The following is a 16960-nucleotide window of genomic DNA, read 5'->3' on the forward strand; positions in this document are numbered from 1 at the left end:
ATCTAAACTGCCGCACATCCTACTTCAGCGACGAACCCAAGTCACCTTCGGGAAGTTCGTTCTTTTACACGTTGAATAGTTTTGTCTTTCAAGGACATGCTTAACGTCGAATCACCCAACCTTCTCATTTGTGAATTAAGCCACTTAGCTGCGGGAGGCTTTGATTTATCGTAGAATTCTGGCAACTGTTCCGGACTCTGGAGGATTTCATGGAATCTGTTCGACGTCTATTTCTGTCTGGTTTCGTTTTCTGTCTATGGACCGGAACTGTCTGCTTCGCAGCGGATATCGATCAGTGTCGGGAGCTGTTGTTGTACGGGGAGTACGAGAAATGTATTACCACGACAGCTGAGGCGATCGAGCAGGGAGTTTACGGAGAGTCCTGGCATCTGGTGAAAGCGGAAGCGGAGTTCAAGACGGGGAAATATGAGGAGTCGCTGAAGACAATTCAATCAGCTCTTGAACGTTACGGGTGGAGCATTCGCCTGCGGTGGTTGGCGATGCAGGTAGTTCCGTATTTGAATCAGGACGAACTGGTACTGAAGTATACCGAAGAGATTGCTCAGATGGTTCAGGCTTCTCCCTGGAGATACACAGACGCCGAAAATCTGGTAACGCTGGGGCACTTTGTGATTGAGCAGGGAGCAGACGTCAAGGCGGCACAGGATGCGTTTTTCACTCGTTCGCGACGCAACAATCCTTTGCATCGTTCGCCTGCGTTGGCGCTCGGTCATCTGGCATTGGAAAAACGGGATTTTCAGCTGGCTGCAGAAATGTTCGGTCCGGCACTTGAAGATCATCCTGACGATCCGGACATCACATTCGGCCTGGCACTCGCGTTCGCGGGCTCGGACCGAGAAGTTTCAAACGGTTATTTACAGGTGACGCTGGAAAAGAATTCAAATCACATTCCGGCACTGCTGTTTCAAGTTGATCATTTCATCGATGCCGAACAATATGAAGAGGCAAGTGCATTGGTCGAGCGGACCCTGAAAGTGAATCCGCATCATCCGGAGGCTTTGGCGTACCAGTCTGTCATCGCGCTGCTTCAAGAGGAAACCGACGCATGGACGAAGGCTCGCAGTCTTGCGCTCAGCACGTGGAAAAAGAATCCACTAGTCGATCACACCATCGGAAGGAAGCTGTCACAAAAATACCGTTTTGAACAAGGGGCCACATATCAGGAACAGGCTCTTGAGTTTGATCCAAACTTTACGCCCGCTAAAAAACAATTGATTCAAGACTTGCTACGGTTGGGGCGGGAAGAGGAAGGTTGGAAACTTGCCGACGAAGTTCACGAGAAGGACCCGTACGACGTGGCGATCTATAACTTGGTCACGCTGCGGGATGAACTTCAAAACTTTGAAACTCTCGAAGCGAGCGGATTTCTGATCCGGATGTCGAAAGATGAAGCGAAGATCTACGGCAATCGAGTGGTCCAGCTACTGACCGAAGCACGCGAGGTGCTCACTCAGAAGTACAAACAGGAACTGCCCGAAACGATTCTCGTCGAAATCTTTCCACGCCCGGCAGACTTTGAAGTTCGCACATTCGGGATGCCGGGGATTGTCGGTTATCTCGGAGTTTGCTTTGGTGATGTGATCACCGCAAACAGCCCGGCTTCGCAAGATGCCAACCCGGTGAATCTGGAGTCAGTCCTGTGGCATGAGTTTGCTCATGTGGTCACCTTGAATAAAACGAACAACCGCATGCCGCGCTGGCTCAGCGAAGGGATTTCGGTTTACGAAGAACGGCAACGTGATGCCTCTTGGGGAGAGCATCTGAATGTGACCTATCGCAAGATGATTCTCGGCGGCGAACTCTCTCCGATCGGCGAGATGAGTGAAATGTTTCTCTCACCCAAGTCACCGGTTCATGTTCAGTTCGCCTACTATCAAAGCTCTCTGATCGTCGAACATATCATCGAGAAGTATGGGTTTGATTCATTGCTCAAGGTTCTGGATGATCTAGCTGTGGGAATGAACATTAATGAATCGCTCCCGCGTCACACCGCTCCGCTAAAACAGCTCGACGAAGAACTTGTTAAGTACGCGACGGGACTCGCGACTGAATACGGTAAAAACGTGGAATGGAGCGAACCAGAAATCGCAGCGTTTATCCAAAGCTCGGAACCTGCGAAGGATGCACTCGCCTGGGCGGATGAGAACCCGAAACACTATTTAGGTTTGAAAGCCTGGGGGCGAATTCTCGTTGAGAAAGGTGACTCGAAGACTGCGATCCAACTTTATGAAAAGGCCGTTGAACTCTTTCCGAGCGAACCAGGAACTGCAAGCCCACTCTTGACATTGGCGAAGCTGTATCAAGAACAGGGAGAGAATGACAAAGAGAAGCAGGCACTCCTGAAGCTGGTAAAGATCGACGACGATGCCGTGGCTGCATTTTTTCGGTTAATGGAAATTGCCAACGACGAGAAAGATTGGGAAGCGGTCAAACAGTTCGCGTCGAAACTTTTAGCTGTCAAACCGTTAATCGCACAACCGCACGCTGCCCTAGCCACCGCCAGCGAACATCTTGGAGAATCAGAAGTCGCGATCGATGCGCTCGACTCATTACTCGCATTGGAACCGGCTGACCGTGCAGATCTATATTACCGCAAGGCAATACAGCAGCAGAAACTCGGCGAAGACGAATCAGCTCGAAGAAGTACTCTCCAGGCCCTCGAAGAAGCTCCTCGCTACAGAGAAGCTTTGGTCCTGCTTCAAGGGCTTGTCGACTCCAACGATTAAGTTGTCGACTCTGGCGTCCTTAAGCGGATTGTTCGCGGCGATATCATCTTTGAATCGATGATGATGAATGCGTGCGGGTTATACCGGTATTGCGGAGTCTCTCTTTTCAGATTTTGACGGAATCTCAAAGGCATTCCGCTCGCAGATCAGATGTGGTCTACATTTCAACACAATGAAATTTGTTCACATCGATCATGGCTCTCCTTTTGTGTGTGTCGTCTCGATGTGGTCACAGAAATAATCACGTCGGAGATAGATTGTTATGTTGAGCGACCCTTGGAATCGCCCGGAACTCAATGACTTGCGCTCGATTTTGGAAAGTATCGGGAAGTCTGATGAAGACCATAATCGGAATTCTGAGCGATTGGAGCTTTCAGTTCCAGCGGAAATGACGACTCTTCGTGGAAACACAATTTCTGCGATGACGCGTGAGATCAGCCGTACAGGCATTGGGCTCCTCCACAAAGGGATGATCTCACCCGGTGAAGTGACTGTGCGGATGGCTAGCGATACTCGTGAATTTGAATACCGAGTTTTGATTGAATGGTGCCGACCTTGTGACGACGGCATGTATCTCAGCGGTGGCCGCTTCCTCAGCCAGAAAACGACGACTTTTTAGAGCCGTTTGCTATACGATGTGCCTGTGAAGAACGTGTTGCACTCGCATCATTGCTGTTCGCGATAGTTCGGGTTCCTGACAGAAGAGCGCGAACTCCGATTCTAAAATGTTCTAGTAGGACTCCGGCGGGCGCGGGCCTTTCCAGTCGGGGTCATCGCGAAATCTTTCTCCGTCGGGGTTCATTTCGTTGATGACCCAGGGATCTCCGTGCATGTGGTAGCCGAGTTGCTCCCAGTAGCCGGGTGAGTCTTCAGCGACAAACGTCAGTTTGCGAAGCCATTTTGCACTCTTCCAGGCATAAAGTTGTGGGACGACCAATCTTACCGGCCCACCATGATCGGCATCGAGCGGTTCTCCATCATGCGTCTCGACGAGCAAGGCATCAGAGACATTGAAGTCTTCGATTGGAATATTTGTCGTCCAGCCCGAATCAAAGCCTTCAGCGATCACGAACTTTGCTTCTGCCTTCACTCCGACTCGCTGCATGATTTCTTGTACCGAAACGCCTCCCCAAACGTTTCCCAAGCGAGACCACTTGGTGACGCAATGAAAGTCGGAATAAACTTTCACATGCGGCAACGCTCGGAACTCATCCAAGGTCAGTTTGAGTGGCCGCTCCACGAGTCCGCCGATTTGGAGCCGCCACAGGTCATGGTTGATTGTCGGGACGGTTCCATAGTGCAGGACAGGCCACTTTCTGGTTCTTGACTGTCCGGCGGGAATGCGATTGTCTCGCTGTGTGTCAGGGCTGATGATCACGTCGTCAGACAGATGCTCCTCCGCTGTCGAAGGGTTGCCAGCCTGGTACTTGGGGTCGTCATTCACGGTCATCTCAATTCTCCGGAATTCTCTCGTCAGCGATTTTCACTGTCCGACGATCTTCTTTGACACCTTCAGAACAGCCTCTCTCATAAAGAGTGGAGACATTTGACAACTGAATGCGTATGATATTAAGAGCGCACATTATACTGTTGAATAGGTTGTCATTCGCCCGATTTGCGACCACTTGTACAGAATTTTCTTGAGCAAATCCAACATGATTCTGTACGTTCAGTCTCCTCGCGAGCAATCTGTAAAGCCATGAAGGTGGGCTTCAGGGAGACATCAAAGAGTGAAGATGCCCTACTCGTGAGGGAAGTTGAGAGTTCAAGATTCAACTTCGCACGCGCAAAACGTTTCGTCCGTTCTGTTTAATTACAATTCGATCCCCATGAAGAAAATCTACCTGCTCGTGCTTGGAAGTTGTTTGCTGGGGGGCCTCCTTTTTGCAGCGATTCTCCTCCCGGTGAGTTCGACCTCGGCGAAAACAAACGCGGACGGTTTGGTGATCAAACCTCCATCTCACATTTCTCCGGAAGGGTTCGTTTGGGTTCCGGGTGGGAGTTTCGTGATGGGAACGGATTATCAACCCTCTCCACAAGACCCAAATCCAGATCGCATTAAGCCTGATGAGTCACCTGCACATACGGTTGAGCTTGACGGTTTTTGGATGAGTGAGACTCCGGTCACGAATCAGCAGTTTCAGGAATTCGTGCAAATGACGGGATACGTCACCTTTGCCGAGAAAGTTCCGACGCGAGAAGACTTTGCGAAGAGTGGGGTCGATCCCATGGCGATTCCGGAAGAGGCACTGAAGCCCGGATCGATGTGTTTTAATGACAAATTCGACCGTGCGAGTCTCGTCACCGAAGGCCCCGGATGGGAGTACCAAGTCTGGGCAATTGTCGATGGCGCCGACTGGAAGCATCCCAATGGTCCAGATTCATCAATTGAAGACCGGATGGATCATCCGGTGGTCCATCTCACCTGGGAAGATGCAGTGGCATACTGTGACTGGGCTGGGATGAGATTACCCACCGAAGCTGAGTTTGAATACGCGAACCGAAATGGTGGCAAGAATTCCAAGTATTTCTGGGGCGAAGAACGGGACCCCGATGGAAAATTCATGGCGAACTACTGGCAGGGAGAATTTCCAACTCGTCGGGAAAATGAAGATGGCTACTTGGGGACCTCACCCGTGAAATCGTTTCCTGCGAATGAACTTGGGCTTTACGATATGGCAGGTAATGTTTGGGAATGGTGCGCGGACTACTATCACCACGACTACTACGCAGTTTCACCCAAACGAAATCCAAAAGGTCCAGCAGAAAGTTTCGATCCCCGAGAACCGGGGATCGTCAAACGTGTCCAACGAGGGGGCTCGTTTTTGTGCAACACAAATAGTTGTACGGGATACCGCACCGGAGCACGAATGGCAGGGGAAGTGATGTCGAGTAGTTTTCACAACGGATTCCGTTGTGTCCTCGATACAACAATGATTGAAGAGTACCAGTTCGCTCAAGATAAGATCACTGCCTGGAAATCCAATCCTGTCGTAGCCAAACAGTAGAAGTATTTCTTTTGCAGTCGTCCAGTCGAGCGGCTTCAGAATCTCTCGTCGAATCAACACGATATAAAGCTGCGTCATGGATGAGTCTGTAGACAACCTGGAAACTCAATCTCCAACCACTCCTGCGGTCCCACCGGAGGAGAAAGTCAAAACATTTCCACAGACTCCGGGCGTCTACTTGATGAAAGACAACCTGGGGCGTGTCATCTACATCGGGAAAGCACTTCAACTCCGTAGTCGCGCTTCCAGTTACTTCACTTCCGCTGCAACTGTCGATCAGCGCACGGCGAGTCTGGTTACTGAGATTGCAGATATCGATTTCATCAAGACAGAATCTGAGGTCGACGCGCTGCTTCTCGAATCGCGATTGATCAAAGATATTCAGCCGAAATTCAACCAGGAACTCAAAGACGACAAAACGTTCCCGTACTTGCAAATTAGAATCAACGAAGAGTTTCCGCGAGTCGAATTCACCAGAAAGCCGGAAACGAAAGGGGTGAAGCTTTATGGCCCGTTCACTTCAGCCAAAAAACTGCGTGGGACGATCTCTGTCCTTCAAAAGATCTTTAAGTTTCGAACGTGCCCGCTAGAAATCGAGGAAGAGGACGAACGTTGGAAGTGGTTTCGTCCCTGTTTGCTTGCCAGCATCGACCAATGCACAGCCCCCTGTAATTTGCGAATCAGCAAAGAGGAATACCGAGAAGACATCCGCCGATTGAGGATGTTTCTGGACGGCAAGAAGGTCAAACTTCTGAGAGAACTGAAGAAGGATATGCAGCTGGCATCCAAGGAACTCAAATTCGAAAAAGCTGCAAGAATACGGGATGAAATCAAAGCTCTTGATAGTTTGAATTTGCGTGGAAATCTGGAAGATCATGTTCAGCCGGAGGTCTTTTATATCGACCCGAAAAAAGGGCTGCGCGGTCTCAAGCAAGTCTTCAATCTTGATAAAGTTCCACGTGTGATTGAGGGGGTCGATATCGCTCATCTACAAGGAGGCGAAACCGTTGCCAGCCTCGTCCAGTTCATCGATGGGCTTCCATTCAAGCATGGCTATAAGCGTTACAAAATCCGCACCGTCGAGGGAGTCGACGACTTTGCTTCAATACGAGAAGTTGTCGGCCGTCGACTGAGGCGACTTTCACAAGAGGGGGGAGCCTACCCCGACATTCTGTTGATCGATGGCGGGAAGGGGCAACTCAGCGCAGCCATGGAGGCGATGCGCGTTCTCGAAATCGATCCTCCCTTTACGATCTCGCTAGCGAAACGCGAGGAAGAAATCTTCGTTCCCGGAGAGTCGGAACCAAAACGCCTTAGCCGGCATTCTTACGCTCTGCGGCTGTTGCAATATGTACGCGATGAATCACACCGCTTCGCGCAGTCGTATCACCACACGCTCCGCAGAAAAGCAACTTTCGAATAGAGCGCTTCGAGTTTTTTGGGCCACGCTGCATTCTGTGAATGCCGCTCTGATGTCGCTACGGGCCCCTCTCTTCGGGATGGCACGACACATGGAGAAGCACAGTCGTTACGTGAGAGGAGTATCGGACAAGCGTAATAAAGCGATTGAAATGATTGTCCTGATCATTCGTAAGCAGTTTCTGTGAAACTGAGTTGCCTCGACACCTTCATGACGTAGGGTTTTGAAGAGATTCCCCCTTCAAAGCGGACCGTTCGAGGTACATCCCATGTCGCCCTTCTTGGCAATGTCATTCTACCATTATATGCGTACCTATAAGCGTTACGCATTTGATTTTTGGGAGCACCTGTCACCGGCACAGTACGGGATGGTTCTCGTCGTAGTCTTTGTACTTGGCTACCTGATGATGAAATCGGCTCGCTAATAATCGATTCCGATGCGGGCACAATTGCTGTCGTGTGCTGTTGTGAAAATCAACCGGCAGTGGCGGATCTCCTAAACGTCATTTTAACCAGCTAAAAGACTTCGCGGGCATGCTCCGGGGATATCTAAAGCCTGCCACACGACACTGATCAATACGACATCGATCAATGTGACATTGATCAATCCTCAGCGGATGCTGATGGGTTAATAGAACCTTCTGAGTCGGAATGACCCGTCGTCAGCATTTCTTCATGCATGGCAGTTCTTTTTTGAGAGAGTCGGTAGAAAGAGATCCCAAACGCAGTGAACATGGTGGCTGGCATCGCCAACATGAACAGGATGCTGTACATGTAAGCGCGAGGTCGAGCTAGTGTGACATCATCTTGCGCATCTTCATTCGCCACAGCACACATCGGGCATGCCTGAGATGGGCTGGTCATGAAGAAACCACTCGAGAGAACGAGTGCGACGAGTAAAATTCGAATTTGCTTAAACATTGAATCGACCTGTTTTGTTGAGTTGGTCAAGGCTTGGTTAAAGCTTGTACAACATCCAGTAAATGATAACACCTGTGATCGACACGTACAGCCAGATTGGGAAAGTGACTTTTGCCCACTTTCGATGTGACTCCCAGTTCTGCCGAAGTCCTTTGGTGATCGTAACTAACGCTAAAACGGGAACCATTGCAGCTAGGATAACATGGCTGATCAATATTGAGAAATAGACAGTTCGAATCGTTCCAGTCTGCTCAAACGGTTTCCCACGGACACCAGCGTAATGGTGCAGGGCAAAATGGTAGGCCAGGTAGGAAATCAAAAACACACAGGAGACGCCGAATGCATACAGCATTAGTTTTTTATGCAAACCGGTGAGCTTCGCTTTGATCGCTGTATATCCGAGCATCAGCAAGAGTGTGGCGAGTGCGTTGAGCATTGCGTTCGTGGCAGGCAACCGATTCGCCCAGTAGGGAAGCTTTGCGAGAGGGTCGACCTTGACCGTTTTCATATATTCCAGAACGGAAGCTTGCTGTGCTTCACGCGCTTCGATGACGACGGGACGATACTCGTCCGGGGTTTCAATGTCCCCTTTCAGGACGCGGCGCAACACCGACATCTCTTTCGGGTCGATGGAGTTGTAACGACCGAGAATTTTTCCGGCAGCATCGACATGAATGATGTTGTTGTCGTGCGCAAACTCCATTCCCGGTTGGCGTGCAGTCCCCACGTTTTCCCACGCGGTCACTTTAAAACCTTCGCGAATCAGCTTCCAGACTTGTACGGGATCTCCGGTTGCAAACAACCATCGCTTGGGGTCAGCTTCCCAGATGTCGGCATACTTTCGCATGATCTCGACGGTATCTTCTTCGGGATTGACGGTAATTGTCACCATGCGCATATCGACATCGGAGACCGTTTTATCGAATTCCATCATCATCCGAGATGTCATTGGACACTGATGCGGACACTGAGCGAAGATGAAGTTCACGATCCATGGTTTGCCGAGCAAATCTTCTTTCGTGAATTCTTCTCCTGTCTGATCAACCAGTGTGAAGTCGTCAACTTCGTCCGGATTCCAGACTTGAGGTTGATCGTACGCGCTGCGTCGATAGGTCAGGGGCAGAGTTTCTCCCGGTTCCAGAACCTGATTTTCTGGGATTTCTGCAGGAGCTTCATCATCCGCGAAGAGTTCCCCGCACGTCATGCAGGCAAGCAAACAATACGCGACAAGGCACAATGACAGCACCTGCCATCGAGAAGAATTCATAATGCATCGATTTTCGTAATAGAATCCAATCATGAGGCCACCGCTGGGTCTCGGCGTGTGATCCAAACATCAATGAGCAGGCAGACCATCGCGAATCCAACTGTCACTATGATACATGTTGCTTTCGATGGAGAATCCGTCAGCAGTGCCTGGTTCTCGACGAGCGTTCGCCTCAAACCTGCAACCCCGTAGGTCAACGGGTTCAATCGCATGATCCAGCTCATCCAGACAGAACCTGAACCGGGAAAGAACGCTCCCGATAACAACCACATCGGCAATAAGACAACGCTCATTACTCCATGGTATCCCTGAACGGAATCAATTTTCCAGGCAAAGAGATATCCCAAGGCTGTCAGACCTAGAGATATCCAAAATAAGAACAAAGCTGCCTGAATCATGCTCGACAGTGAGAATGCAAAACTCATTTCGGGCGCAAGATTCACAAATTGTAACAGAGGAGCCACGATGAGGAACAAGAACGCCTGAAACAATGCCAAAGCTGTTCCGCCGAGAACTTTGCCTAGTACGATCGCAGAACGTGGAACAGGAGCGACCAACACTCCTTGCATGAACCCTTCGTTTCGGTCTTGAATGACCGAGATTGAAGAAAAGATCGACGTGAACAGGACAATCAGGACGGCCACGCCCGGAAGAAAATACTCCTGAAACGAAAGGGCGTTCTCACCCTCGGTCCCAGGCATTGCAAAAGATCCATGCAATCCAGCCCCAAAGAGAATCCAGAAGACAACCGGTTGACCGACAGCACCAATCACGCGTGATCGTTGTCGCAAAAATCGGACGACCTCACGGACAGCCAGTGTCCAGGTCGCTGTCCATAACGGGGAACGTTGAGCCTGTGTGGTGCTGCTCATGCTGCTTCACCTTCGTCTAAACGCCGCCCGGTCAATTTGATAAATACATCCTCAAGAGTTGGCTTTCCAAGCGTCAGGTTCTGAAACTGCCCAAGGAATTGCGTCGCAATTTGGACGAGAAGTTCGTGACCATTCTCTTGTTCAATCCGCAGCGTCTCTCCGATCTTCTGAACGTCAACATGCAATTGATCACGAAGCTGAGCGGCAAGTTGGTCTTGGTTTTCTGCCTGGATGGTGAGGCTGTCACCACCGACCATCGCCTGAAGTTCATCAGGTGTCCCTAAAGCAATCAATTTTCCCTCATCGAGAATTCCGAGTCGGCCACATCGGGCAGCTTCTTCCATCAGGTGTGTCGTGACAAGAATTGTGACTTCGGATTCCTTTTGCAGATTCAACAAGGTTTCCCACAAATCATGACGCGCTCTGGGATCGAGACCGGTACTTGGCTCGTCAAGCAATAAGAGTTCCGGAGAGTGCAATAGCGACTTTGCGATTTCGACTCTGCGTTTCAAACCACCAGAAAGCTTCTCAGCATAATCTTTCGCTCGGTCCTCGACGCCCAGTTGTGCCATGACCGTTTGGCATCGTGTTCGAAGCTCTGCTCCGTATAGACCGTAGAGATGCCCTTGATGTTTCAGATTTTCAGCAACAGTTAACTTGAGATCCAGGCTGGGAGATTGAAACGTCACACCAATGCAGCGGCGGACTGCGTCGGGCTCAGCTGACACGGAATGCCCACAAACCCGGGCGTTCCCTTCTTGAATAGGAAGAAGAGTTGAGAGGACGCGAAACAGCGTGGACTTTCCTCCTCCGTTTGGTCCCAGCAGACCGAAGACATCCCCGGCCGGAACTGTAAACCCAACGTCATTCAGAGCAACGCGATCTCCATATCGAAACACAAGTTGTTCGACTTCAACGGCTGGCATGAACCATCCTGTACGTCAGAAACAGGCTTCAATTTTGAAACCGGTAGAAGATATGAGAGCCTCTTTCACCGCTTGCCGTGGCCGTGATGATCACTTTCACGAATTCACAAACTGCTTGCTACGAGGCAGGTCGTGATAACTCATATTGGTTTTGCTCTCGAGACACTCACAAATGCGATGAGATCAATGATCTTCACGGAGACACAATAATGCGCCTCGTTTTAAGTAGTGCTCACGATTTTCTTGTATAGCGATCAATGACCAGCTGGCTGCGCTTTCGCTTTTGGCTTCGCTTCAGCTTCAGTGGCGGTCTCACCATTATGGTCGTTATGTCCTTCTCCGTATCCCTCTTCGTTGTGATGCGCGGTTAGGCTCGTCTGCATGGCGTTGTAATCGTAGTAGTGCATCGCGACGTCGGGAGCGAGGCCAATCATCAGCCCAACTGACAAAATGACTGTCGGCATCAGGATGACGAATTTCCAGCGTCCTTCAAACTTCAAGTGCATGAAGTATCTTAACACGAAGGATGCTTTGGCCACCGCTACAGCTAACACGGCAACCACAACCAAGGTTGGTGACATCTCAACAACATCAAATATCACAGACAACGCAGTGCAAACACACAGACCCATGAAAACCAAAAAGTAGTTCACGTGATGTTGTGATTGAGCGTGTGACTGGTCCATCATTGGGCCTTATTTCTAAGTGCTGTAACGTCGAAACGCTCAGCGAAACGTGATTCAGGTTGAACCGATCCGAAGATCGATGAAAATACGTCTGCGTTCAGTCTGAAGGAATGTCAACAGTAGCGTAAATCAAATGTTGGTCTTCTCGTTCAGCTTCGTGCCGAACGGCCTGTGAAGTCGTGAATGTGATGATCACGGGCACGACCAATATTCGCAATGTTCTAAATGTTGCCGGGAATGATATATAGCAACGGAAACACGAAAATCCAGACTAAGTCGACAAAGTGCCAGTACAGGCCACTGTTCTCAACCCAGTTTGACCAACGTTCGTTGAGTTTACTTCCTTGAGCGAGTGCGGTGCCAAACAAGATCATTCCAACAATCACGTGGATGGCGTGGAATCCGGTAATTAGAAAGTATGTCGAGGCAAACAGGTTTCCATAGACGATCGGATGTGACAGGTGCAGCCCCTTTAACAGAGAGCCGTACTGCTCATCCTTTTCCATATGATGCAGGAGAGTGTCCGCTTGTTCGTACGTCAGAGAGTTTGCGGAGATCTTCTCTTTGAGCTGACTGACTTCGGTATTCAAGGCAGAAACGGCTTGGAGATTCTTTTTCTTTTCGCCTTCAGATGCTTCAATCTCTTGCGGAAGAACCGCAGCTTTGCGGTAGTAAACCATCGCTTGGGTCGCAGGCATCTCGCCTTCTGAATTGACGATCGCTGAGTTCGGAACGAGTGCATCAAGCCGAGAATGGAATCTGGCTTCGATATCAGATTCCATCTTCTGAATCGCCTGCATTTCTGTTTCAGGGATTTTTCCAGGGACGATTTCGTGAGAAAACTTACCGTAGTATTCGTATCCTTTAATTCCCATAAACACACAGGCAAACAAGAAAGTCAGCCCCAGGAATTTTCGAGCTTTAGCGTAATCTCGCTTTCCCATCGATTCATGTGCGACAACGACAAAGTAGCTCGAAGCCAGCAGGATGAATGTATTTAAACCACCAGCCCAAATCTTGATATGGGTGACGTCCGTATCGACCGGCCAGGCGGATTTTCCGGTGGCATCGACCGATCCGAAATACAGCACAATGTACGAACCGATGAATGCTGTGAAAAACATGATCTCCGTGCCGAGAAACAACCACATACCAAGCTTGGCATCGGTAATCGGCAAACCCATCTTCATGGCGGGAGGATGGTGTGAATGCGACATGGAAATACAACCTCTATTGCGGAAAAACCGCGAGTCAAACCTAAAGGATTTCGTTCAATAATCGTAAGTGATCGAATGTCATCGCCAGCAACACACCGGGAAGGTAGATCAGCGAAGCAAACAGTAATCGTCTCGCTTGTTGACGCGATTCGTCTCGATAAAAACCAAATGCAGCGACTGCGTACACAATCCCCAACAGAATTGCTACGACCGCATAAAAATCACCAGCCAACCCAAAGTGAGTTGGTAGTAAACTGACAGGTAACAGAACCAGTGCATAGCCCAGCGAAATCGCGCCGATAACCTTAGGGCGACCTGCCCCCGGCACCATTTTCAGGCCAGCTCCAGCGTATTGATCATGATACATCCAGGCAATCGCCAAAAAGTGTGGAAACTGCCAGACAAATAAAATGGCGAACAGCGAAAACGCGACAATGTCGAGTGAGCCCCCCGCTGCAACCCATCCTAAAACTGGCGGAGCAGCACCAGGAATTGCCCCGACTGCAGTGCAAAATGTAGTGTGACGCTTTAACGGTGTGTAGACACCAGCATACAAAACTGTAGTCGTTGCAGTGAGTACCGCTGTCAGTGGATTCACCGTCAGCAAAAGATAGATGAACGAGACGATTGAGCAAGCAATCGCAAACAGCAACACTTCAGAAGTTGTCAATTTCCCGGAAGGGAGTGGACGATTCTCTGTCCTCGCCATCTTGGCGTCTGTGTGTCGTTCGTAAACTTGATTCAACGCACTCGCTGAAAAGACTGCAAGGACGACTCCAATGCTGGCATTCAGCAGCGGTGTTAATCTCCACACACCTTCTGAACCGAGCAGGTAGCCAACTCCCATTGAGAGCAGCACCATCAAAGCGATACGTGGCTTTGCCATCTCTGCGTAGCAGGCCAGACGGGTAGCGATTGAGGAGCGTTGTTCCAGTTCTTTCACTGCAGAATTGGAACGCACAGGATTCATAACAGATGTACTCATTCCTGCCCCCCTTCAACAGCGAAAACCTGTTTGGAACTTCGGGCCGTCATCGGCTTGGTATCCGAAAATTTTGAAACAGTGCCGACACGGTAAACTTTTAATAAATGCACAAAGGCAGTCTGGAAAGTAACAATTCCCCAGACAGTGTGTGCCGTACGTAACGTAACCTGTTGAATTGAATCACTGATGGCAACAAATCCAGTCGGTGTAAATCCAAACTTCAAAACCCATGCACCTAATCCGAGACCGACCTGGCCGATACCAATAAGAAGGAGCAGAAGGCCAGATTTTCTTAACCAGGAAACGTTTGAAAAACTACAAAAGGTGAAATTGACAAAAATCAATCCGAGTGAAACAAATCCCAATGCAAGGTGTTCGTGTAACCCTGATCCGCGGTGACGAATCATTCCGCCAAACAGATACTGGATGACCAGAATCGTCAGCAGCAGCACCGACAAGACCTTCATGATGGTCATTGTGGAGCGTTCCGTTTCAGCTTCAGGTGCTTCCCACTGCTTTCCTGAGAGCACAATAAGTGCCCCCATAATTGAAAAGACAAGAGCCGCAAACGCCCCATGGACCATGGCCAGACCACGTTCATCAAGTTGAACACGGAAGCCGCCCAGCAAGCCCTGTAATATGACACCAAGCAACGCGCAAACAGAAAGGACTTTCAGCGTGCGTCGTTGTTTTGTCATGAATGCAAAAACAACAAGAATGATTGACCAGATTCCAATCACCATTCCAGCTAAACGGTGACCATGCTCCAAAAATTTATCCCAGTCTTTTGCGAAGTCGCTCAGCCAGGGATAGGTGATCATCATATGCCCGTCAGAAGTCGGCCAATCTCGAAAGGCCATCCCAGCGTTTTTCGATGTCGTCAATGCCCCGAAGATCAGTGTGATCATCGTCAGACCTACCGCCGTAACGGCGAGGCGGCGAAACCAGTTTGTCTGATCGATTTGGGACATGAGAACTTATCGGCAACTTCACGTTTTCGGTTTCCGGAGTGATTTTGGACTGCGGGAACGGACTGATGATTCATACAGAGTTAGGCTGGAGCAATTTTCGGTGATGCTTCTGAATCGTGGTCAACAACCGGTCTTGGAGCCTCGGCTTGCGGCCAATAGTCAGAATCATGTTCAGGGCTGGAGTATTCGTATGGGCCACGATAAACAACTGCTGGAATATCGAAGTTTCCATGTCCAGGAGGCGACGGTGCGTGCCATTCGAGTCCATTCGCATTCCATGGATTTCGACCAGCCTTGCGACTAGAAAACAGGCTGAAGATGAAGTTTCCGATCAGGATGAACTGTGCAAATCCCATAATGGCTGCACAAACCGTCATGAATTGATTCAGCGGGAGGAGATGTTCAAGATAAGGGTACAGGTAAGGGTCTGCATAACGTCGCGGCATTCCAGCGACACCCAGCAGGTGCATTGGGAAGAACGTTCCGTTGAAACCAATGAATGTCAGGAAGAAGTGAAGCTTCCCCCAGCCTTCACTCATGAAGCGACCGAACATTTTCGGGTACCAGAAATGAATCGCCCCGAAGACTGCAAACAATGTTGATCCGAAGAGGACATAGTGGAAGTGAGCTACAATGAAGTAGGTGTCGTGGATGTAGATGTCGACAGGGACTGCTGCCATGAAAATTCCGGAGAGTCCACCGACGATAAACATTGAGACGAAGGCGACACAATTCAAAAAGATGACATTAAACTCGGGCTTTCCACCCCAGATCGTACCGATCCAGTTGAACACCTTCACTGCTGATGGAAGAGCAATCATGATTGTTGAAATCATGAAAGTCATTCCGAGTGCTGGATTCATTCCCGAGATAAACATGTGGTGACCCCACACGATAAATCCGAGTCCAGCAATGGCTGCCAGTGAGTAAACCATCGGCTTGTATCCGAAGATAGGTTTGCGGGACATGCAAGCGAGCATATCTGAAACCATTCCCATCGCGGGTAGAACCATGATGTACACAGCTGGGTGTGAATAGAACCAGAACAGGTGCTGCCAAAGAAGTGTCTGTCCGCCACCAACGGTCGGAACGGCATTGTTCACGACCAATCCGGATGGGATAAAGAAACAGGTTCCCATGCTTCGATCTGCAACGAGCATAAATCCAGCAGCAGTTAAAACAGGCAGAGCAAATGCCTGTAGTACTGCGGTAATGAACATGCCCCAGATGGTCAGTGGCATCCTGAGTAAAGTCATTCCAGGAGCACGCATATTGATGATTGTTGTCATATAGTTGATTGAACCCATCATCGATGAGAACCCGACACATGTCACACCCATCAACCACCAGAACTGTGCCCAGCCTGAGCCTGGTGCAGCTGCCTGAAGTGCGGAGAGTGCTGGGTACGAAGTCCAACCAGCTCCAGGACCAGCATTAGGTCCCCATCCATCATTCCAGACGAAACTCATTCCGAAGAAGAAAATCGCGGGTAACATGACCCAAAAGCTCAATGCATTCAGCAGCGGAAACGCCATGTCGTCCGCACCGATCATCAGTGGGATCAGGAAGTTACCAAACGCACCTGCAAGAACAGGAATGATCACCAGGAAGATCATCACTGTTGCATGCATAGTGAACAGCATGGTGTAAAATTCGGGAGTGACCTGTCCACCTGCAGAGGCAGGGAAAAAGGCACCAATTATGGGCATATTTTCCCAAGGGAATGCAAGTTGCCAGCGCACACCCAAGGCCAATGCTCCTCCCACCATCATCATCACTAAGGTGGTAAGAAGGAACTGGATACCGATAACCTTGTGATCTGTAGACCAGAAAGGAACGGCTTTTAACAAAGCAAGATGATCATCTCCATGCGCGTGATGCCCATGGTCGTGATCGTGTCCGGCTGAATCTGCTGTGGCTGCGACTGAACTCACCGCCTCA

15 protein-coding genes are annotated in these 16960 nt (G+C 49.8%); 5 read left to right on the plus strand and 10 right to left on the minus strand.

The window, feature by feature from the left end; all coding sequences use genetic code 11:
• Positions 1–209: 209 nt before the first annotated feature.
• Positions 210–2747 (plus strand): tetratricopeptide repeat protein, encoded by a 2538-nt coding sequence (locus ACN0YR_RS03770; RefSeq protein WP_417847858.1) that lies wholly within the window; start codon positions 210–212, stop codon positions 2745–2747.
• Between the two features lie 262 nt (positions 2748–3009).
• A complete protein-coding gene (locus tag ACN0YR_RS03775; RefSeq protein ID WP_145202201.1) occupies positions 3010–3366 on the plus strand; it encodes a PilZ domain-containing protein in 357 nt (118 codons plus the stop codon).
• A gap of 111 nt (positions 3367–3477) precedes the next feature.
• Here the strand turns inward: ACN0YR_RS03775 and ACN0YR_RS03780 are convergent, their stop codons facing one another.
• Positions 3478–4197 (minus strand): sulfite oxidase-like oxidoreductase, encoded by a 720-nt coding sequence (locus ACN0YR_RS03780; protein ID WP_417847859.1) that lies wholly within the window; start codon positions 4195–4197, stop codon positions 3478–3480.
• Positions 4198–4576: 379 nt separating this feature from the next.
• Between ACN0YR_RS03780 and ACN0YR_RS03785 the strand changes: the two genes are divergently transcribed.
• The 3 genes from ACN0YR_RS03785 (at position 4577) to ACN0YR_RS03795 (ending at position 7599) form a co-directional block, all read left to right on the plus strand.
• A complete protein-coding gene (locus ACN0YR_RS03785; protein WP_417847860.1) occupies positions 4577–5755 on the plus strand; it encodes a formylglycine-generating enzyme family protein in 1179 nt (392 codons plus the stop codon).
• A 76-nt stretch (positions 5756–5831) separates the two neighbouring features.
• Positions 5832–7178 carry an excinuclease ABC subunit UvrC gene (locus ACN0YR_RS03790; protein WP_417847861.1) on the plus strand — a complete coding sequence of 449 codons (1347 nt, stop codon included), beginning with the start codon at positions 5832–5834 and terminating at the stop codon, positions 7176–7178.
• Positions 7179–7443: 265 nt separating this feature from the next.
• Positions 7444–7599, plus strand: coding sequence for a hypothetical protein (locus tag ACN0YR_RS03795; RefSeq protein WP_417847862.1), 156 nt, complete (start codon positions 7444–7446; stop codon positions 7597–7599).
• 178 nt (positions 7600–7777) lie between these two features.
• Here the strand turns inward: ACN0YR_RS03795 and ACN0YR_RS03800 are convergent, their stop codons facing one another.
• From ACN0YR_RS03800 to ACN0YR_RS03840, 9 genes are all read right to left on the minus strand, one after another.
• A complete protein-coding gene (locus tag ACN0YR_RS03800; RefSeq protein WP_417847863.1) occupies positions 7778–8095 on the minus strand; it encodes a hypothetical protein in 318 nt (105 codons plus the stop codon).
• 37 nt (positions 8096–8132) lie between these two features.
• Entirely contained in the window at positions 8133–9362 is a 1230-nt protein-coding gene (locus tag ACN0YR_RS03805; protein WP_417847864.1) for a DUF420 domain-containing protein, read from the minus strand.
• Positions 9363–9391: 29 nt separating this feature from the next.
• Positions 9392–10234: an ABC transporter permease gene (locus ACN0YR_RS03810; RefSeq protein ID WP_417847865.1), complete on the minus strand. Its 843-nt coding sequence runs from the start codon at positions 10232–10234 to the stop codon at positions 9392–9394.
• Positions 10231–11160, minus strand: a complete 930-nt coding sequence (locus ACN0YR_RS03815; RefSeq protein ID WP_417847866.1) for an ATP-binding cassette domain-containing protein — start codon at positions 11158–11160, stop codon at positions 10231–10233. Before ACN0YR_RS03815 ends, ACN0YR_RS03810 begins: the two co-directional genes overlap by 4 nt.
• Before the next feature lie 254 nt (positions 11161–11414).
• Positions 11415–11849, minus strand: coding sequence for a cytochrome C oxidase subunit IV family protein (locus tag ACN0YR_RS03820; RefSeq protein ID WP_417847867.1), 435 nt, complete (start codon positions 11847–11849; stop codon positions 11415–11417).
• A gap of 218 nt (positions 11850–12067) precedes the next feature.
• On the minus strand, positions 12068–13063 hold the full coding sequence (locus tag ACN0YR_RS03825; RefSeq protein WP_417847868.1) for a cytochrome c oxidase subunit 3: 996 nt from the start codon (positions 13061–13063) through the stop codon (positions 12068–12070).
• 40 nt (positions 13064–13103) lie between these two features.
• On the minus strand, positions 13104–14048 hold the full coding sequence (cyoE, locus tag ACN0YR_RS03830) for a heme o synthase (RefSeq protein ID WP_417847869.1): 945 nt from the start codon (positions 14046–14048) through the stop codon (positions 13104–13106).
• Complete coding sequence (locus ACN0YR_RS03835; protein WP_417847870.1) at positions 14045–14956, minus strand: COX15/CtaA family protein; 912 nt, start codon at positions 14954–14956, stop codon at positions 14045–14047. Before ACN0YR_RS03835 ends, cyoE begins: the two co-directional genes overlap by 4 nt.
• Before the next feature lie 143 nt (positions 14957–15099).
• Complete coding sequence (locus ACN0YR_RS03840; RefSeq protein WP_417847871.1) at positions 15100–16953, minus strand: cytochrome c oxidase subunit I; 1854 nt, start codon at positions 16951–16953, stop codon at positions 15100–15102.
• Positions 16954–16960: the final 7 nt, after the last annotated feature.

Source organism: Thalassoglobus sp., assembly GCF_048270125.1.
Lineage (GTDB): Bacteria > Planctomycetota > Planctomycetia > Planctomycetales > Planctomycetaceae > Thalassoglobus.

Excerpts from the sequence above, each read along its gene's own strand:
- ACN0YR_RS03815 (WP_417847866.1), bottom strand. The coding sequence starts at position 11,160 with ATGCCAGCCGTTGAAGTCGAACAACTTGTGTTTCGATATGGAGATCGC.
- ACN0YR_RS03835 (WP_417847870.1), bottom strand. The coding sequence starts at position 14,956 with ATGATCACACTGATCTTCGGGGCATTGACGACATCGAAAAACGCTGGG.
- ACN0YR_RS03775 (WP_145202201.1), top strand. The coding sequence starts at position 3,010 with ATGTTGAGCGACCCTTGGAATCGCCCGGAACTCAATGACTTGCGCTCG.
- ACN0YR_RS03790 (WP_417847861.1), top strand. The coding sequence starts at position 5,832 with ATGGATGAGTCTGTAGACAACCTGGAAACTCAATCTCCAACCACTCCT.
- ACN0YR_RS03805 (WP_417847864.1), bottom strand. The coding sequence starts at position 9,362 with ATGAATTCTTCTCGATGGCAGGTGCTGTCATTGTGCCTTGTCGCGTAT.
- ACN0YR_RS03800 (WP_417847863.1), bottom strand. The coding sequence starts at position 8,095 with ATGTTTAAGCAAATTCGAATTTTACTCGTCGCACTCGTTCTCTCGAGT.
- ACN0YR_RS03780 (WP_417847859.1), bottom strand. The coding sequence starts at position 4,197 with ATGACCGTGAATGACGACCCCAAGTACCAGGCTGGCAACCCTTCGACA.
- ACN0YR_RS03770 (WP_417847858.1), top strand. The coding sequence starts at position 210 with ATGGAATCTGTTCGACGTCTATTTCTGTCTGGTTTCGTTTTCTGTCTA.
- ACN0YR_RS03785 (WP_417847860.1), top strand. The coding sequence starts at position 4,577 with ATGAAGAAAATCTACCTGCTCGTGCTTGGAAGTTGTTTGCTGGGGGGC.
- ACN0YR_RS03810 (WP_417847865.1), bottom strand. The coding sequence starts at position 10,234 with ATGAGCAGCACCACACAGGCTCAACGTTCCCCGTTATGGACAGCGACC.
- ACN0YR_RS03825 (WP_417847868.1), bottom strand. The coding sequence starts at position 13,063 with ATGTCGCATTCACACCATCCTCCCGCCATGAAGATGGGTTTGCCGATT.
- ACN0YR_RS03795 (WP_417847862.1), top strand. The coding sequence starts at position 7,444 with ATGTCGCCCTTCTTGGCAATGTCATTCTACCATTATATGCGTACCTAT.
- cyoE (WP_417847869.1), bottom strand. The coding sequence starts at position 14,048 with ATGAGTACATCTGTTATGAATCCTGTGCGTTCCAATTCTGCAGTGAAA.
- ACN0YR_RS03820 (WP_417847867.1), bottom strand. The coding sequence starts at position 11,849 with ATGATGGACCAGTCACACGCTCAATCACAACATCACGTGAACTACTTT.